The 17,613-nt window shown below is 71.8% G+C and carries 15 protein-coding genes; 5 read left to right on the plus strand and 10 right to left on the minus strand.

The genetic code is table 11. From position 1 onward, the window contains the following. The coding region (gene hemG / locus ACWDSL_RS10130) for a protoporphyrinogen oxidase (protein ID WP_450483597.1) at window positions 1–1,421 on the plus strand (1,421 nt) is incomplete at its 5' end. A gap of 5 nt (window positions 1,422–1,426) precedes the next feature. Further along, window positions 1,427–2,164, plus strand: coding sequence for a hydrogen peroxide-dependent heme synthase (gene hemQ / locus ACWDSL_RS10135; RefSeq protein WP_450483599.1), 738 nt, complete (start codon window positions 1,427–1,429; stop codon window positions 2,162–2,164). A 36-nt stretch (window positions 2,165–2,200) separates the two neighbouring features. Here hemQ and ACWDSL_RS10140 read toward each other — a convergent pair whose 3' ends face one another. The 4 genes from ACWDSL_RS10140 to ACWDSL_RS10155 form a co-directional block, all read right to left on the minus strand. Beyond that, window positions 2,201–3,907, minus strand: a complete 1,707-nt coding sequence (locus ACWDSL_RS10140; protein WP_450483601.1) for an alpha/beta hydrolase — start codon at window positions 3,905–3,907, stop codon at window positions 2,201–2,203. 112 nt (window positions 3,908–4,019) lie between these two features. Continuing rightward, on the minus strand, window positions 4,020–4,826 hold the full coding sequence (locus ACWDSL_RS10145; RefSeq protein WP_450483603.1) for a TIGR04222 domain-containing membrane protein: 807 nt from the start codon (window positions 4,824–4,826) through the stop codon (window positions 4,020–4,022). Window positions 4,827–4,935: 109 nt separating this feature from the next. Beyond that, window positions 4,936–5,988 (minus strand): TIGR04222 domain-containing membrane protein, encoded by a 1,053-nt coding sequence (locus ACWDSL_RS10150; RefSeq protein ID WP_450483605.1) that lies wholly within the window; start codon window positions 5,986–5,988, stop codon window positions 4,936–4,938. Between the two features lie 5 nt (window positions 5,989–5,993). Beyond that, the gene (locus tag ACWDSL_RS10155) at window positions 5,994–7,397 is read right to left on the minus strand and encodes a multinuclear nonheme iron-dependent oxidase (RefSeq protein ID WP_450483607.1); all 1,404 of its coding nucleotides are present in this window, start codon (window positions 7,395–7,397) and stop codon (window positions 5,994–5,996) included. A gap of 397 nt (window positions 7,398–7,794) precedes the next feature. On the opposite strand from ACWDSL_RS10155, the gene ACWDSL_RS10160 reads away from it, so the two are divergent. Next, entirely contained in the window at window positions 7,795–9,870 is a 2,076-nt protein-coding gene (locus tag ACWDSL_RS10160; protein ID WP_450483609.1) for a transglycosylase domain-containing protein, read from the plus strand. On the opposite strand, the gene ACWDSL_RS10165 is transcribed toward ACWDSL_RS10160, so the two are convergent. From ACWDSL_RS10165 to ACWDSL_RS10190, 6 genes are all read right to left on the minus strand, one after another. Continuing rightward, window positions 9,854–11,101 (minus strand): hypothetical protein, encoded by a 1,248-nt coding sequence (locus tag ACWDSL_RS10165; RefSeq protein ID WP_450483611.1) that lies wholly within the window; start codon window positions 11,099–11,101, stop codon window positions 9,854–9,856. The two genes, ACWDSL_RS10160 and ACWDSL_RS10165, sit on opposite strands and share 17 nt — an antisense overlap. A 155-nt stretch (window positions 11,102–11,256) precedes the next feature. After that, entirely contained in the window at window positions 11,257–12,144 is an 888-nt protein-coding gene (locus ACWDSL_RS10170) for a TauD/TfdA dioxygenase family protein (RefSeq protein WP_450483613.1), read from the minus strand. 66 nt (window positions 12,145–12,210) lie between these two features. Beyond that, a complete protein-coding gene (locus ACWDSL_RS10175) occupies window positions 12,211–13,041 on the minus strand; it encodes an ABC transporter ATP-binding protein (protein WP_450483615.1) in 831 nt (276 codons plus the stop codon). Further along, a complete protein-coding gene (locus ACWDSL_RS10180) occupies window positions 13,025–14,068 on the minus strand; it encodes a taurine ABC transporter substrate-binding protein (protein ID WP_450483617.1) in 1,044 nt (347 codons plus the stop codon). Before ACWDSL_RS10180 ends, ACWDSL_RS10175 begins: the two co-directional genes overlap by 17 nt. A 75-nt stretch (window positions 14,069–14,143) precedes the next feature. Continuing rightward, window positions 14,144–15,022 (minus strand): ABC transporter permease, encoded by an 879-nt coding sequence (locus tag ACWDSL_RS10185; RefSeq protein WP_450483619.1) that lies wholly within the window; start codon window positions 15,020–15,022, stop codon window positions 14,144–14,146. Between the two features lie 184 nt (window positions 15,023–15,206). Beyond that, window positions 15,207–15,530 (minus strand): putative leader peptide, encoded by a 324-nt coding sequence (locus tag ACWDSL_RS10190; protein ID WP_450483621.1) that lies wholly within the window; start codon window positions 15,528–15,530, stop codon window positions 15,207–15,209. On the opposite strand from ACWDSL_RS10190, the gene ACWDSL_RS10195 reads away from it, so the two are divergent. Together ACWDSL_RS10195 and ACWDSL_RS10200 are read left to right on the plus strand one after the other, a co-directional pair. Continuing rightward, window positions 15,441–16,565: a baeRF3 domain-containing protein gene (locus tag ACWDSL_RS10195; protein WP_450483623.1), complete on the plus strand. Its 1,125-nt coding sequence runs from the start codon at window positions 15,441–15,443 to the stop codon at window positions 16,563–16,565. The two genes, ACWDSL_RS10190 and ACWDSL_RS10195, sit on opposite strands and share 90 nt — an antisense overlap. Window positions 16,566–16,699: 134 nt before the next feature. After that, complete coding sequence (locus tag ACWDSL_RS10200) at window positions 16,700–17,602, plus strand: class I SAM-dependent methyltransferase (protein WP_450483625.1); 903 nt, start codon at window positions 16,700–16,702, stop codon at window positions 17,600–17,602. Window positions 17,603–17,613 lie beyond the last annotated feature (11 nt).

Here is a 17,613-nt window from a genome sequence, read left to right on the forward strand (position 1 = left end):
TCGCGGCCGCCCATCGGCTGCTGACCGGCGGGGCCCGGGTGACCGTGCTGGAGGCGTCCGGCCGGCTCGGCGGCAAGCTGTACGCGGGCGAGATCGCGGGCGTCCCCGCGGACCTCGGCGCCGAGTCGATGCTCGCGCGCCGCCCCGAGGCCGTGGACCTGGCGCGCGCGGTCGGGCTCGGCGACCGGCTGCAGCCGCCCGCGACCGCCACCGCCTCGCTGTGGACCCGCGGCGGGCTGCGGCCGATGCCCAAGGGCCATGTGATGGGCGTGCCCGGGGACCCGGCCCCGCTGGCCGCCTCCGGTGTGGTCTCGGCCGAAGGGCTCGCGCGGCTCGCCCAGGAGTCCCAGCTGCCGCCGGCGGAGCTGGGCGAGGACGTCGCTCTCGGCGAGTTCGTCGCCGCGCGGCTGGGGCGGGAGGTCGTGGACCGGCTGGTCGAGCCGCTGCTGGGCGGGGTGTACGCGGGTGATGTGTACCGGACGTCGATGCGGGCCTCGGTGCCCACGCTCTTCGAGGCGGCCCGTACGCACGGTTCGCTGACCGAGGGTGCGCGGGCGCTCGCCGCGCGGGCCGCGGCGGCGCCGGCCGGCCCGGTGTTCACCGGTATCGACGGGGGGATCGGGCGGCTTCCGCTCGCCGTCGCCGACGCGGTGCGCGCCGCGGGCGGCGAGATCCGTACCGGCGAGCCCGTACGGGAGCTGCGCCCGACCGCCGCCCCCGGCAGCTCTGACAGCCCCGGGGAGGGGCGGGCGGCGCGGTGGACGGTGGTCACCGAGCGTGGCGAGACGCTGGAGGCCGACGCCGTCGTGCTCGCCGCCCCCGCACCCGTCGCGGCCCGGCTGCTCGCCGCCGACTCCCCGGCCGCCTCCGCCGAGCTGGCCACCGTCGACTACGCCTCCATGGCGCTGATCACCATGGCCTTCCGCCGAGCCGACGTGGCCGAGCTGGCCCAGGGCAGCGGTTTCCTCGTACCGCCCGTCGACGGCCACACCATCAAGGCCGCCACCTTCTCCAGCCGCAAATGGGGCTGGGTGGGGGAGGCCGACCCCGATCTCTTCGTGCTGCGTACCTCGATCGGGCGGTTTGAGGACGAGGCGGACCTGAGCCGGGACGACGAGGATCTGGTAAGGCTGTCGCTCGCCGATCTCGGCCAGGCCATCGGCCTGGCCGCGCGCCCGGTCGCCACCCGCGTGAACCGCTGGGAGGGCGGGCTGCCGCAGTACCCCGTGGGCCACCTCGACCGCGTGGCCCGTATCCGCGCGGAGGTCGCCAAGCTCCCGGCGCTGCGGGTGTGCGGCGCGGTGTACGACGGTGTGGGCATCCCGGCCTGCGTCGCCAGCGCCCGTACCGCCGCCGATGAGCTGCTGGAACTGCTGGTCGCCACCCAGGCGCGGGGCGCCGGGCGCGGAGAGCGAGAATAGGGACCATGACTGCTGCATCCGCCCCCGAGACCGCCCCGTCCGGCAAGGTTCCCAACGCCGGTAAGAAGGCCAAGGACCTCAACGAGGTCATCCGCTACACCCTGTGGTCGGTGTTCAAGCTGCGCGACGTCCTGCCCGAGGACCGCACCGGCTACGCCGACGAGGTCGAGGAGCTGTTCGCGCAGCTCGCCGCGAAGGACGTCACGGTGCGTGGCACCTACGACATCTCCGGGCTGCGCGCGGACGCGGACGTCATGATCTGGTGGCACGCGGAGACCTCCGACGCGCTGCAGGAGGCGTACAACCTCTTCCGCCGCACCAAGCTGGGCCGGGCCCTGGAGCCGGTGTGGTCGAACATGGCGCTGCACCGCCCGGCCGAGTTCAACCGCTCGCACATCCCGGCGTTCCTGGCCGACGAGACCCCCCGCGACTACGTCAGCGTGTACCCCTTCGTCCGGTCCTACGAGTGGTACCTGCTGCCCGACGAGGAGCGCCGCGCGATGCTCGCGGACCACGGCAAGATGGCGCGCGGCTACCCGGACGTGCGGGCCAACACGGTCGCGTCCTTCTCGCTCGGCGACTACGAGTGGATCCTCGCCTTCGAGGCCGACGAGCTGCACCGGATCGTCGACCTCATGCGGCATCTGCGCGGCTCCGAGGCGCGTCGGCATGTGCGCGAGGAGGTGCCGTTCTACACCGGGCGGCGCAAGGCGCTCTCCGAGCTGGTCGCCGGGCTGGCCTGATCGGCGGCACCGCCCTCGCCGTGGCGCGGCCGCCGGTCACCAGGCCGCCGCGCCCACCGCCGGCGTCGCCTCCGCCCCTGCTTCCCTTTCCGGTTCCGTTTCCGGCTGCGTTTCAAGGCCCGGCGGCGCCCAGACGCTGGGCTCGGGCGCCTCGCGCGGCGCGCAGGACACGGAGCGGCCCGGGGTCCGCCCGGTCAGCAGGTAGGTGTCGACGTACCCGTTGACGCAGTCGTTCGGGCCGCCCCACAGCCCGTGCGTACCCGCCCCGCGCTCGGTCACCAGCGATGAGCCCGGCAGCCTGCGCCGCAGCTCCTTGGCGCCCTCGTACGGCGTGGCCGCGTCCCGCTCGGCGGCCAGCAGCAGCACCGGCGGCGGCGTCCCGCGCCCCGCGCCGCCCCGGGGGCCCACCGGCAGCGGCCGCTGCCGGGGCGCGGACCAGTAGGCGCACGGCAGGTTCATCGCCACGTTGACCCAGGTCTCGAAGGGCGCGCGGCGGGCCAGGGCGCTGTTGTCGCGGTTCCACCTGGCCCAATCCCGAGGCCAGGGCGCGTCGTTGCACTGGACGGCCGTGTAGACGGCGTTGCCGTTCTCCTGGGACGCGGCCTGGGCCGGGTCGGGCGCGGCCAGCGCGACCAGGGGCCCCTCGTCGCCGCCCAGATAGGCGGCCAGCGCGTGCGCGCTCATATCCCAGAAGGCGTCGTTGTAGATGTTGCGCGCATAGGCGTCCTGGAGCTGCGCGGTGCCCACCTTCCCGTCCGCCGGGTGGCGCGCCAGCCGCCGCTGGGCCTTCTTGTACGAGGCGGACACCTCGGCCGCGGTGTCTCCCAGGTGGTAGACGTCGTCGTACCCGGCGGCCCAGTGGCGCCAGTCGTCCCAGCGCCGCTCGAAGGCCAGCGACTGCTTCAGGTTGTTGCCGTACCAGATCTGCCGCGAGTCGGGGTCGACCACGCTGTCGAAGACCATGCGGCGCACATGGTGGGGGAAGAGCGTGGCGTAGACGGCGCCGTAGTACGTGCCATAGGAAGCCGCCACGAAGTTCAGCCGCGTCTCGCCGAGGGCGGCGCGCAGCACATCGAGGTCGCGGGCGTTGTTGAGGGTCGTGTAGTGGCGCAGGGCACCGCCCGCACGGCGGGCGCAGCCGTCCGCGTAGGCCCGGGCCCGCTTGATCATCGTCCGCTTGAAGGCGGCGGAGGGGTGCACGGGGAAGTTCGTCGGCGACTTGGCGAAGGCGGCCGGGTCCGCGCAGGACAGCGGTGCCGAGCGGCCCACCCCGCGCGGTGCGTATCCGACGAAGTCGTACGCCTCGGCGGCCTTCCGGAACCCGGCCACACTGGCGTACGCGGGGAACGCCATACCGGAGGCGCCGGGCCCGCCCGGGTTGTAGACCAGCGCGCCCTGGTGACGCTCCCGCGGGCCGGTGGCGCGGAGCCGGCTGACGGTGAGGGACAGCTGGGTGGAGTGGGGGTGCGCATAGTCCAGCGGCACCTCGAAGGTGCCGCACCGGGCGGCTGCGGGCAGCTCCTCGCCGGGTGCGCAGCGGCCGAAGTCGATGCCGCGGGCGGCGGCGCGCCGGGCGGCGACCGCCACGCCCCGGTCCTCGGCGGTGTCGCCGTGGCGGGCCTGGGCGGTGGCGGTCACCGCGGTCGCGGCGGTGGCGGCGGGTGCCGGGGCGGCGAGCAGCGCGGCCATGGCCAGGGCCAGGGACAGCGGCCCGAGTACGCCGTACAGCGGTACTGCTCTCACGGGCCGTCCCCCTCGTATCCGTTCGTCTTCCGTCGCGTTCGGTCATTCCGCGACGAAAGGGATACTTGGGGTGGCGGTCGGCCATGTAAAGCACCGCGCCGAGGTGTCGGGGTCAATGACCCCAATGCGCCTTGAAGGCCGCGCGCAGCGCGGGATCGGGGAGGGCCGAGGCGCCGTGCAACGCGAGTACGGTCAGCAGCTCGGCGTCGGCGCCCTCCCGGCCGTAGGCGGGCCGGGCGGGCCGGGCGGGCCGTGGCCGGGGCGTCTCGATCCGCCCCTGGCCCAGCAGCTTCTGCCCGGCGGGCGAGGCCCACCGGGTGTACGGATGCGCCTCGACGCGGGCTATCGCCAGGCAGCCGAGGGTCAGCAGCAGCGGCAGCGCGAACCACGCCGTCGCCTTCTCCCGCCCCGGCCCAGGCTCCACGATCAGCAGCGCCGCCGCCCCCATGAGCAGGACAAGGCCGGCCGCCGCCCGCACCTGACGGACCGCGGCCGCCACGTTCGTACGCGCCGCCGCGGGCACCGCGAGCCCGGCGGCCACCAGTCGGTCGGCCAGCGCCCGAACCGGCGCCGCAGCGGCGAGCGCGGCCCGCACCGGAGGGACGGGCGACTGGCCGTGCGGGCCTATCGCGGCGATGACGGAGCGCTCCAACTCGTCCTGGCCGTCCGGGTCGACCACCGTGACCCAGCCGGTGTGCGCCAGCAGCAGCCGGCGCTGCCGGTCCATCGCGACCAGGGCCAGATCCCCGACCCGCTGCGGACCGCCGGACAGGAACGCCGTCTCGTACAGGCTCAAGGCCCGGCGGCCGGCCCCGGCGCCCTCGGGCTCCTGGGCGGCGGCGACGGCGGCCGAGCACAGCCGGGCACAGGAGGCGACGGCGGCGGCACAGGCGACGAGCAGGAACAACAGCCAGAGCATGGCCGATTTGTACTCGACCCGGCCCGCCTTACGCCAGGGCATTTCAGCAGACGAACCCAGATGAACATGGTGAAGCGGCGAATACGGCGAACACCGCGAACGCGGCGGGTCAGCCGCCCCCGCAGCCGCCGCCCCCGCCGCCCCCGCCACCGCAACTGGAGCCGCCGCCACAGCTGGAGCCACCGCTCCCGCCCCCGCAGCTGGAGCCGGAGCTGCCCCCGCAGCTGGAACTGCCGCAGCTGGAGCCGCCGCCCCCGGAGTTGCCGCACCACGAGCTGTTGTTCCCGCAGGACGTCGAGGACCCCGAGGACCCCGAGGAACTGGACGAGGACGAGGACGCGGAAGACCCTGCTGAGGCCGCCGCGGCGGTCTGGGCGCGGTGCGCCTCCAGCAGGTGGTCCCGCAGCAGTTCGTCGGCGGCCAGCGCGCCCACCCCGGCCAGTGCGACGGTCTCGGCCACCGACGCCATCCGCGTACCGGTCCGGTACGGGGTGCCGTCCTGCGGCTGGGTCGAGACGTAGGCGAGGTCCTGCCGGTACGCCGCCAGTGCCCGCTTCCCGGCCGCCGTGATCCGCTTCCTGTTCGCGGCGCCGCAGAGGACGCCGACCAGGAAGCCGCCGAACAGCGCCGGGAAAATCCTGAAGATCAGCGGAAGCCCGCCGTTGTACCCTCCCGAGTCCTCCACGGAGGTTCCCCAGATGCCCAGGAACACGCCCGCGACCGCGGCGACGGTCTGGGCGGCGGCCAGGCGCCGCCAGAAGTTGATCCGCTGTGGCCGCACCAGCAGCCCGCGCTCCGCGAGCCGGTCGCCGATCGACTGCACCGCCGGATGGCGCATCAGCTCCGAGCGCAGCAGGGTGAGTCCGCCGTGCGGTGCGCGCGAGTGCACCTCGAGCAGCGCCTGCTCCACCGCGTTGCGGGCGACCGGCTGCCGCACCGAGACCACCCCGGGGCCGCCCACGGCCAGCCGTCCGTCGGTGTGCATCGCGCAGATCACCGTGTCGGCCACCCGGGCCGGGCCTGCCTCCAGGAAGGCGGCCTCCAGCAGATCGTGTGCGCGGGCGTCCGCCACCGGGCCGCCCGAGCGTCGGGTACGGACCGTACCCATGATGAGTGCCGCCGACGACGCGGCGAACGCCAGATAGACCAGTTCCGTCTTCATCTCCATCACCTTCCGAGCAGCGCGCGTCGGGCGGCCCGCGCCAGGCGCGCCGCGGGGCCGGGGCGTACCGGAGCGGGCCCCGACCGCTCCCGCCACCACTGCGTCAACTCCCGCCGCGCCGCGGGGTCCTCGGGCCGCTCGGCGGCCAGCAGATGTTCGGCGAACGACAGGGCGTCGCGGCGGTAGCCGCCGGTCATCGGGCGGCCCCGCGCATAGGACAGGAACGCCGGGCGGTAGTCCGCGCCCAGAATCCGCGGCAGTTCGGGGGCGACCTTCCCGACCACATCGGCCCGCTTGGCCGCCAGCGCCCGGCTCTGCACCCCCAGCCGCCGCCGGTCGAACCCCTCGGGCGCGGGGGCACCCGCGACCAGCGAGGACAGCAGGGACGTCTGGGCCAGCGCGACCCGCTCCCGGGCGCCCTCCACGGCCTGCGGCGCGGACGCCGACCCGGCCGCCACCAGCACCCCGCGGGCCTCGGGGACCTTGCGGGCGGGAGCCCCGGAAATCCCAACGGCCCCAGGGTCCCCAACAGCCGCCGAAATCCCAACGGTGCTGGAAACCCCCACAGCCCCGGAAACCCCAACCGCCGCCTTGGCCGTCACGGCCCGGATCGCGTCGAGTTCGGCCGCGAGCTCGTCGCCCGCGGGGAAGTTCTCGTCGCGCTCCAGCAGCACGCCGGGCGGCGTCGTACGGGCGCACAGCTCGGCCAGCACATCCAGCACCGGCTGGGTCACCGGGTGGGCGTGGCTGTCGTGCCACACCCCGTCCCGCTCGACCCCGCCCGCCACATGGACATAGGCGATGGCCGAGGTCGGGAGCTCGTCCAGGGCCACGGCCGGGTCCTCGCCCCGGTTGACGTGGTTGGTGTGCAGATTGGCCACGTCGATCAGCAGCCGTACGCCCGTCCGCTCGACGAGTTCGGCGAGGAACTGCCCCTCCGTCAGCTCCTCACCCGGCCAGGCGATCAGCGCCGCGATGTTCTCCAGGGCCAGCGGCACCGGAAGCGACTCCTGGGCGATGCGGACGTTCTCGCACAGCACGTCCAGCGCGTCGCGGGTGCGTGGCACGGGCAGCAGATGCCCGGCCTCGGCCGTCGGCGAGGCGGTACGCGGGCCGCCCGCCCGTACGAACGCGATGTGTTCGGTCACCAGGGGCGAGCCCAGCGCCTCCGCCCGCTCGGCGAGCGCCGCGAGCCGCCCCGCGTCGGGCCGCTCGGCGCCGCCGAGGCCGAGCGAGACGCCGTGCGGGACAACCGTCGTCCCCCGCTCCCGCAGCCGCTCCAACGCGTCAGGGAGGTGGCCCGGGCAGATGTTCTCCGCCACCACCTCCACCCAGTCGATGCCCGGCAGCCGCTCGATGTCATCGGCGATCTCCGGGCGCCATCCAATACCGGTTCCGAGGCGCCTCATGGCTTCCCCCTCCTCGTCCGTCCCCCTGTCCGGGGGTCGTCTGGGGGTGATGACCCCGCTGGAGAAGGACGAACCCAGCAGCCGTGCGGTTCAGAGGTTCATTTGAGCTTCGGGGGTTCACGCTCAAGTCCCGTATGAGTCGCCTGTGAGTCGCGCGTGGCGCACGTGATCCGCGTCGCGGAATATCATCACTGTTACAAAAATTTGGTGCTCTGAGGCGACAGATGTTCGGAAAGCGTCATAGGGTCGTGTCGTCTTCGGGGGGACGGACCATCAGATCTTTGGCCGCGCCCCGCGCGCGGATCGTGGGGGACACGTGCAGGGCAGCAACAACGCTGGGGGCAGACACCGCCGTAAGGCACCGAGCCGCAAGGCGCCGACCATCAAGGCGCCCAACATGCCGGGCTTCAAAGGGCGTTCGACCTCGACGTGGTGGACCCTGCGCCGCTGGGCCGTCCGTGGTGCCAGGCTGGACTACCCCCGCGCGGCCAGGCGCGGCCCCCTGCGCTGGCTGCCCTCGTGGCGGCAGATGGCCATGCTTTTTCTGTTCTGCGTCGGCGGTCTGACGGGTGCGCTGAGCTATATGTATCTGCAGACCGACATCCCGGACGACCTCAACGACTTCGCCACCCAGCAGGACAATGTCTATTACTGGGCGGACGGTACGGAAATGGCCCGTACGGGACCCGTCAACCGGCAGGAAGTTCCCCTCAAAAAGGTCCCGGAGAAGGTGCAGTGGGCGGTGCTCGCCGCCGAGAACGCCAGCTTCTACTCCGACAGCGGGGTTTCGCCGAGCGGTGTGATGCGCGCCCTGACCCGGATGGTGACGGGGGGTGAGACCCAGGGCGGTTCCACCATCACCCAACAGTATGTGAAGAACGCCTATCTGAATCAGCAGCAGACATTCTCCCGTAAGCTGACCGAGATGTTCATCGCCATCAAGCTGGACGACAAGATGAGCAAAGAGGACATCCTCGAGCGATATCTCAACACCAGCTGGTTCGGCCGCGGCACCTATGGCATTCAGCGGGCCGCCTACGCCTATTACGGCAAGGACGTCTCCAAGCTCAACCCGAGTGAGGGTGCCATGCTGGCGTCCCTGCTCAAGGGCGCCGGGACCTTCGACCCCACGGTCAGCGCCAAGAACCACCGCCGGGCGGTGGACCGCTGGAAATGGGTCCTGGACCGGATGGTCCAGATCGGCAAGCTCTCCAAGTCCGAGCGGGCCAAGTACACCAAGTTCCCGGATCCCAAGGCGCCCCCGAAACCGGAGGGGCTGACCGGCCAGGTCGGCTATCTCGTCGAGACGGCGAGGGCGTTTGTGTCCTCCCACACCGACATATCCGACGCCGATTTCGACCTGGGCGGCTATCAGATACACACCACCTTCGAGAAGCCGAAGGTGAATGAGCTCGCCAAGTCGGTGGACAAGATGCGCGCCGGACTCGACCCGAAGGACCGCAAGGAGGACCGGTACGTACGGGTCGGCGCCGCCTCCGTAGCGCCGGACGGCCGTATCGCCGCGCTCTACGGCGGCCCCGGCTATCTCGAACAGGGCTTCAACGACGCCAACGCCTCCACCGTCCCGGCCGGCACGTCCTTCACACCCTTCGTCTACGCCGCGGCCCTGCGCGACGGCGTCCAGCTCGAACGCGAAGGCGCACGCACCCCCGTGTCCCCGACCAGCGTCTACGACGGCAACGACAAGGTGGCCGTGCGCACGCCGGAGGGCCCGTACTGGGACCGCGGCGGCCAGATCGTACGGGGCAGGAACGACGGAGACCGCTCGTGGGGGCAGGTGACCCTGCGGCAGTCGATCGTGGATTCGATCAACACCCCGATGATGCAGCTGGGCATGGACGTGGGCCTGGACCGGGTGCGCAAGGCGTCCATCGACTCGGGCCTGCTGCCCAGCAGTTTCGGCTCCCGGGTGCCCGCCTTCTCGCTCGGCACGGCCACTCCCAGCTCCATCCGCATGGCCAGCGCCTACGGGACCTTCGCGGCCGAGGGCCGGCACACCCCGCCGTACTCGGTCACCGGGCTCACCCACCAGGGCGAGCGGGTGCCCCTCGAAAAGCAGCCCGCGACCCGGGCGTTCAGCCCGGAGGTGGCGGCGCAGGTGGACGACGCGCTGCACGGGGCGGTGCAGGGCGGAACCGCGCGGTCGGCCGCGGCGGTCGGCTCCGATGTGGCGGGCAAGACGGGTACCGAGCAGGACAACACCTCGTCGTGGTTTGTGGGGTATACGAAGGAGATGTCGACGGCCGTGTCGCTGTCGCGGGTGGATCCCAAGACCCAGGAGCTGCTGCCCCTGGACGGCCTCGGCGGATCCGGCACCACCGGGACCTCCGGAACCCCCGGGGCCCCCGACGCCGTCGGCGGCGCCACCTCGGGCACCGGCACCGGCACCGGATCCACCTACGCCATCGACATCTGGACGCGCTATATGAAGGCCGTCACTCCGCCTTCGTGAAGGTGGACCAGTCGGGCGACTGCGCCGGATCCAGCGTGCGCAGCTTCTCCAGGACCTTCGGGTCCTGGGCGTCCAGCCAGTCCGCGAGCTGCTTGAACGAGACGCATTCGACGCCCTCGCGGGGGCATACGTCCCGCATCACGTCCTCGATGGCCTGCATATAGATGCCGCCGTTCCAGGTCTCGAAGTGGTTGCCGATGAACAGCGGCGCCCGGCTGCCGTTGTAGACGCGCTCGAAGCCGTTCTTATAGCCCTCGCGGGTCAGCCGCTCCCACTCCGGGTACTTCGCCGGATCGCCCTCGGTGCTGTCGCCCGACTGGTTGTAGAGGAAGTTGAAGTCCATCGAGAGGACCTGCTTCTCGCTCTCCGGGTAGGGCACCAGCTGAAGCGGGAAGTTCCAGATCCCGTCGGTCTTCGACGGCCAGATCTGGAAGTCGCCGGGCGAACTCGCGTCGTACCGCCAGCCCATGGACTTGATGGCCGGGATCAGGTTCTTCTGCCCCTCCAGGCACGGCGCCCGGCCGCCCACCAGCTCCTCGTCGTAGTCGAAGGGCAGCGGGGCCACATCGGTGAAGCCGGTGTTGGTCTTCCAGTTCTTCACAAACGAATACGCCTGCTCGGTCTCGCTCTTCCACTCCTCCGTGCTCCAGTCCTCGCCGCCCTTGGCGCCGCAGAAGTGGCCGTTGAAGTGGGAGCCGATCTCGTTGCCCTCCTGCCACGCCCCGCTCAGCTGCTCCAGCGTCTCCCGGATGTGCTCATCGGTCGGGTAGGAGATCGCGGCCGAGCCCCGCTGGTGCTGCGGCGGCTGGTAGAGGTCGCTCTTCGACTTGGGCAGCAGATACATGCCGCTCAGGAAGAACGTCATCGTGGCGTCGCTCTCCTTGGCCACGTCACGGAAGTGGGAGAAGAGGTGGTCGCCGTTCTCCAGGGCCCCGTCCCAGGAGAAGACCACGAACTGTGGTGGTTTCTCCCCGGGTTTCAGCCGCTTGGGCTTGAGCTGCTTGGGCTGCGGCCCGGTGTACGAGGTGGAGCCGTCCCCGAGCACCTTGGTCTTGCCGTCCCAGTCGGCGTACTTGCTCTTTTTCTTCTTGGTACCGGGGGCGCCCCCGGCCGGCGCGGGGGACGCGCCGGCCACCGGCGCCTTCTCCCCGGGCGAGCCGTCCGCCTCGCCGCCCGGCAGCACCGCGAGCAGAACGGCGACGACGACACCCACGGCGACCAGGGCACCCATGGGGCCCGTCACTCCATAGGCGTTGCTCGGCTGTAACGCCTTCAAAGCCTTCAAGGTCTTCAGCCCCTTCACGGGTCCCGCCCCCGGAGACAGTACGGCTCACCAGTATCACTGAAGAATTACCGTCTCTTCACACAGGCCCCGTATCAAGGGGTTCACGGCACATGTGTGTCCGGCGGCCCGACGGGCACGTCGCCGCGCAGGGTGATGCGGTGCATGACGCGGCGGAAGTCCCCGTAGTCACGGTTGGCGTAGTGGGCGGTGGACCTGTTGTCCCACATCGCCACGTCACCAGGGTGCCAGCGGTGTCGCACGATGTGCTCGGGCTTCTGGAGATGCGCGTACAGCAGGTCCAGGACGGCCCGGCTCTCGGCGTCCGACACGCCCACGATGTGGGAGGTGAAGCCCGGGTTCACGAACAGGCCCTTGCGCCCGGACTCAGGGTGTACGCGGACCACCGGGTGCTCGACCGGGTCGAGGGACCGGTACCGCTCCCCCTCCCACTGGCTGCCTTCGCCGCCGCGCTGGGCGAGGTAGTACCCGAACGCACGACTGCCGTCGTGCACCGCGGTCAGCCGGTCGACCAGATCACGCACCGGGGCGGACAGCGAGTCGTACGCGAGTTGCAGGTCGGCCCAGTTGGTGTCCCCACCGGTGGGCGGCAGTTGAACGGCGCGCAGCACCGAAGCCATCGGCGGCCTGCGCACGAAGGTGACATCGGTGTGCCACACGTCCGCGTAGCCGTCCTCCGCCGCGTCCAACGCGTATATCTCGGCGTGGTCCGCGTCGACCCCGGGCACGACCGGATGCGAGGCGGTCGTCTCACCCAGCCTCCGGCCGAGCGCCACCTGACTGTCGGGGTCGAGGCGCTGGCCGGGGAAGAACAGCACCTTGTGGGCGACGAGGGCGCGTCGTATCTCCGCGATCTCCGCGTCGTCCGCCGTGGTCAGATCCAGATCGTGCACCCGAGCGCCGAACGACGGCCCCAGTGGCTCGATGGACAGCCCCACGACGGTGGTGGACTGAAGGTCTGCGATGGGCATCCATGCCTCCTGTGAAGAGTTACCGGCGAGTCAAGAGTTCCGGCGAGAGAAGAGTTCGAAGGGGCGTCAGGCCGCGGCGGCGCGCACGGCCGCCCCCACCCGTGCGCGCAGCGCGGCGTATTCGGGCAGACCGCGCAGCTCGTCGCTGTCGACACCGTCGCGTGGCAAGCCGACCCGCAGGTCCAGGGCGACCGTGCCGGGCCGGGCGGTGAGCACGACGATCCGGGTGGCCAGGAACACCGCCTCATCGACGCTGTGCGTGACGAACACCGAGGTGGCGCCGGTCTCCAGGCTCACCCTGCGCAGGTCCTCCTGCAGCCGTTCACGGGTCAGGGCGTCGAGTGCCGCGAAGGGTTCGTCGAGCATCAGCAGTCCCTTGCCGCCCGCGAGGGCCCGGGCGATCGCGGCCCGCTGCTGCTGCCCCCCGGAGATCTCCCAGACCCGGCGGTCCGCCGTCTCCGAGAGGCCGACCCGTTCCAGCAGTTCCGCGGTGCGCCGGGGCTGTTCCGCCCGGGGCACCCCGGCGTAGCGCAGCGCGAGGGCCACGTTCGCCCCGACGGTACGCCAGGGGAAGAGCCTGGGCTGCTGGAAGACGACCCCGGCCTGCCTGCCCGGCCGCGGAGCCCCGCCCTGCACGGCGACGGAGCCGGAAGAGGGACGCTCGAAACCGGCGATGAGACGCAGCAGTGTGCTCTTGCCGCACCCGGACGGGCCCACCAGCACCAGAAACTCGCCGGGCGGGACCTCGAGGGAGAGCGGCCCCAGCGCCCCGACGGCCGAGGCGCCCCGGCCGTACACCCGGGTCACGTCGCGCACCGAGATCGCCTGGGGCTCCGGTGCGCCGGTCGGCGTGGGCTCGGCCCGCCGCGGGGTGGTGATCCTACCGAGCGACGTCATCTGCGAGCCCCTTCACATGAATGGCGTTCACCAGCGTGCTCCGGCCGGGGACCGCGTTGATCTGCTTCTGGTCGGCCAGGAACGCGGTCGCGCTGCGGAGGTCCTCGGCCAGGTGCCCGACACGTCCCGGCCGACCCAGCCAGGTGTCGCTCGCCTGCTCGGCGGGGCGGAGGAAAATCCCCTTGTCGAGCTGCGCCCGTGCGTCCCTGGCACTGATCCCCAGCTGTCGCGCGACCGCCGCCGTGGCCGCGGACGGGTCGTCATGGATCAGATCCAGGGCCCGGGCCTGCGCCTTGCGCCAGGCGCTGATCACCTCGGGGTGCGCCTGGATGAACGACGCGGCGGCGACGCCGAGGTCGAGGGTGGGCTTTCCGGACTTGGCCAGCTCCTTGCTGGTGACCAGCACCCTGCCCGACTTCTCGAGCTCCGCCAGGGTCGGCAGCCAGATGTAGGCGGCGTCGATGTCCCCGCGGGTCCAGGCGGCGAGCACGTCCTGAGGCTCCATGTCCAGGATGTCGACCTTGGACGGGTCGACCCCCGACCGGTCCAGCGCGGCGAGCAGGCTGTAATGGGAGGTGGAGCTGAACGGCGTCGCCACCTTGTGGCCGGTCAGGTCGCGTACGTCCGATATCCCGGTGCCCTTGCGGGCGACCAGCGCCTCGTTCTCACCGGCGACGTCGAGTACCCAGATCACCCGGTAGGGGATGTTGAGGGGCGCGGACAGACCGCGGGCCACGGGGCTCGAGCCGATCGCCGCGATGTCCACCGACTTGGCCAGGAACGCGGTGTTGATGCTCGCGCCCGAGTCGAACTTCGTCCAGGTGACGTGGTGGTCCGGCAGTGCCTTCTCCAGCCACCCGCGGTCCTTGACGATGAGATCGCCACTGGGGAAGGCCTGGTAGGCGATGCGGACGGCCTTCTTCCCGCCCCCGGAGGCCGCGTCGGCGGAGCAGGCGCTCAGAACGGGAAGGGCTCCGATGCCCAGGGCGGCGGTCAGGACGCTGCGCCGACTGCGGTGTCCGGTCATGATGTCTGTCTTCTTCCTCGATGTGGACATATGGATATGCGGATATGACGTGCGGTCAGGGGGAGGGCCGGCGGCTCACGCACGGCCGCGCCAGGGCACCAGCCGGTGCTCCAGCACGCGCAGCGCTCCGTCGATGAGCAGCCCGGAGATCCCGATGGCGAACAGCCCGAGGATGACGATGTCGGTCTGGTTGAAACGCTGGGCGTCCCGGACCATGCCGCCGATACCAGGCAGGCCGTTGACGGTTTCCGCCGCGACCACGGAGGAGTACGCGATGCCGAACGCGAGCCGGATGCCGACCAGGATCTCCGGCAGGGCGGACGGCAGGACAACGGCGGTGATGACCTGGCCCCTGCGGGCACCGATCGCCTCGGCGGCTTCGATGAGCGAGCGGGGAGCGGCGGCGACGGCCGCGGCCGTCGCGACCGCCACCGGTGGCATCGCCGCGATGGCGAGCAGCCAGATCTTGGGGGCCTCCTCGATCCCGAACCAGATGATCAGCAGGCTGAAATACGCGAGCGGCGGCAGGGTTCGCACGAACGCCACCCACGGCTCCACGACCACCCGCACCCACGGCACGGTGCCCATCAGCAGCCCGGCGGCCAGTCCCACCAGCGTGCCGAGGCCGGCTCCGACGGCGATGCGGCGCAGGGTGACCCCCAGATGCTCGATGAGCAGGTGCCCCTGGTAACCCCGGACGCCGTCATGCGTGGTGGACGTCCTGACCAGGGCGTCGAACACCGCCTTCGGAGAAGGCAGAAGGACGGGGGACCACAGCTGCAGCGCGACGGCCGTCTGCCAGAGGCCGAGAAGCACGACCAAGGCGAGCAGCCGCAGTGCGACGCGGCGCGACAGCGCCGCGACGGCCGATGACGCGGCGGGTGAGGGCCCGGACGGGGCATGCGGCAGGGGATCGCCGACGGCGGGCCGTCGGCCTTTCAACAGGGCAGACATGGGGGCTCCGGCAGGGGCGGGTGACCGGATGCGGCTCGGCAAGCGCCCGTCGCCTGCCTACGGGCAGGCGCGAGGCACGAGGGCAGGGTCGGACAGCATCGGGGGAACCACGGCATGGACGGCGACGCGGACAGGCGTCACCGGAAGGAAGAGGGAGAAGAGGTGCGAACGCTCAGAGACGCCGTCAGGCGCGACAAGTGGCGCTGGCGGTGCGCCGGAGGTCTACGTGGAGGCGTGCCACGAGAAGTGAGGTGAGCTGCACGACACCAGTCGTACCAGTCCATGCCGAAGGAGCCAAGACGACATTCGCATCGTGAGATGTGCCGCCCTTGCCGCGCCGCCGCGTTCCGCCCCGCGATGCGCCGCCGCCGGTCCTGGGCGATGCTGGATAAACACGTCGAAAGGCGAGAGGCAACGGATGCGTACCACCGGACTGACATCCCGCACGCTGACAGCCCTCCGCGCAAGGCGCCCCTACCCCGCGGTCACCATCACCCTGCCCACCCACCGCCGCGAGCCCTACCGCCCGGCGGACACCGTGCGGCTGCGCAATCTGATCGCCGAGGCCAAGCGCCGGCTTGAAGAGGATCCGGACGTGCCGCGCGAGGCCCGCTACGACATCAGCGGGCAGCTCGACCGCGCCATGGCCGACGTGGATCTGCGCGACGCCCTGGACTCGCTGGTGATCTCCGCGGCCAAGGGCGAATGGGAGGTGTGGGCCCTGCCGAGGACCGCACCCGAGCGCGTCGTCTTCAGCGACACCTTCCTGACCCGCAACCTCGTCGCCGCGCGCGAGCGGACCCGCCCCTACTGGGTGCTGGCCGTCTCCGTGGACCGTACGGCGCTGTGGCGCGGCAGCGACGGCACGCTCCAGGAGGAGCGGACCGCGGGCTTCCCGCTGGAGCCCGAGCCGATGGACAACGAGGACGTCGAGCGCAAGGAACGGGTCGGCGATGTGCCGGGACCGTACGACGACGAGGGCACCCGCACCTATCTGCGGCAGGTCGACACAGCCCTGGACACCCTGCTGGCCACCGACCCGCGCCCGCTCTACCTGGTCGGCCTCGCGCCCGCGCTGAGCCTCCTGGAGGAGGTGGGCTCGGCGTCGAAGGCGGCCGTCAGCAAGGTCGTCAAGGGCGGGCTGACCAACGGCCCCGCCCGCGCCCTCGCCGACGCGCTGCGCCCCGCCGTGTTGGAGCAGGCGGAGCGGAACACCGAGCGCGTCCAGGAGCGCATCGGGCAGGCCCAGGGGCGCCGCGCCTTCGCCGCCGGGCTCGAAGAGGTGTGGCAGGTGTGCAGGGAGGGGCGGATCGAACTGCTCGCCGTCGAGGAGCACTACCAGCGGACGGTGAGGGCCACCGGGGAGCATCTGACTCCGGTCGACCCGGAGGAGATCTCGCCCGCCGAACTGGGCACGGCGGTGCTGGAGGACATCGTGGACGAGATCATCGAGACCACGCTGGACCGGGGCGGGGAGGTCGCCTTCGTCCCGGACGAAGCCCTGGCGGCACATGAGCGCATAGCGGCGGTCCTGCGCTTCTGACGCTGCCCGCGGGCCGGCCGAGCTGACGGTGCTTCGGTCACAGAAAAGTCACAGCGGGTACGGCGCGATGTTGCCTGCCGCTGCCAACGTGGCGGCCGGTCACCCCCCACCGCAAGCGACCGAGGACAGTACCCATGACGGCAACCGCCCCGCGCGCGACGCAGCGACCCCGCACCCTCCACGAGGTCAAAGGCTGGTTCCCCAGCCTGGATCAAGTGATCTTCGACCGCTTCCTGTCCCGCCAGAAACGGCTGGGACAGCGCGGCGACCTGCTGGAGATGGGCGCCTATATGGGCAAGAGCGCCATCTTCACCGCCGGCTATCTGAGGGGGGACGAGCGCTTCACCGTCTGCGACCTCTTCGACGCGCCCGCGCCCGACGAGCGGAACGCGGCGGAGGCCCGGAAGTCGTACGCCACCCTGACCCGGGTCGCCTTCGAACAGAACTACCTGGCCTTCCACGACGAACTGCCCGCCGTCGTACAGGGCCCCACCTCCCTCGTCCCGGGCCACGTCGCCGCCGACAGCTGCCGCTTCGTCCACGTCGACGCCTCGCATCTGTACGAGCACGTGGCGGGCGACATCGACGCCGCCCACACCGCGCTGGTGCCCACCGGCGTGGTGGTCCTGGACGACTTCCGCTCCGAGCACACCCCGGGCGTGGCCGCCGCCACCTGGGAGGCGGTGTTCCTGCGCGGGCTGCGGCCGGTGTGCCTGACCACCCAGAAGCTCTACGGCACATGGGGCGACCCCGAGCCGCTGCAGGAGGAACTGCTCGCGGATGAGGAGTGGCGCGCCGGGACGCATCTGAGCGTGCAGCAGATCGCCGGGCAGCGGGTGCTGCGCTTCTCGGGCCGCCCGCCCAACCCGGCCGCGCCCCGGTCCCGCTACGCGGACGAGGTTCGCGAGTCCGACGCCGCGGCGGCGCCGTCCCCTCAGCCTGTGCCGCGTAGGCGCAGCCCGGTGCGCAAACTCGCGGCGGACGTCCTGCCGCCGGTCGTGACGCGCGCGATCCGCCGCGGGGGCGGCAAGCGGTAAAGGGGCAGGCG

The organism is Streptomyces sp. NPDC000941, from assembly GCF_053599555.1.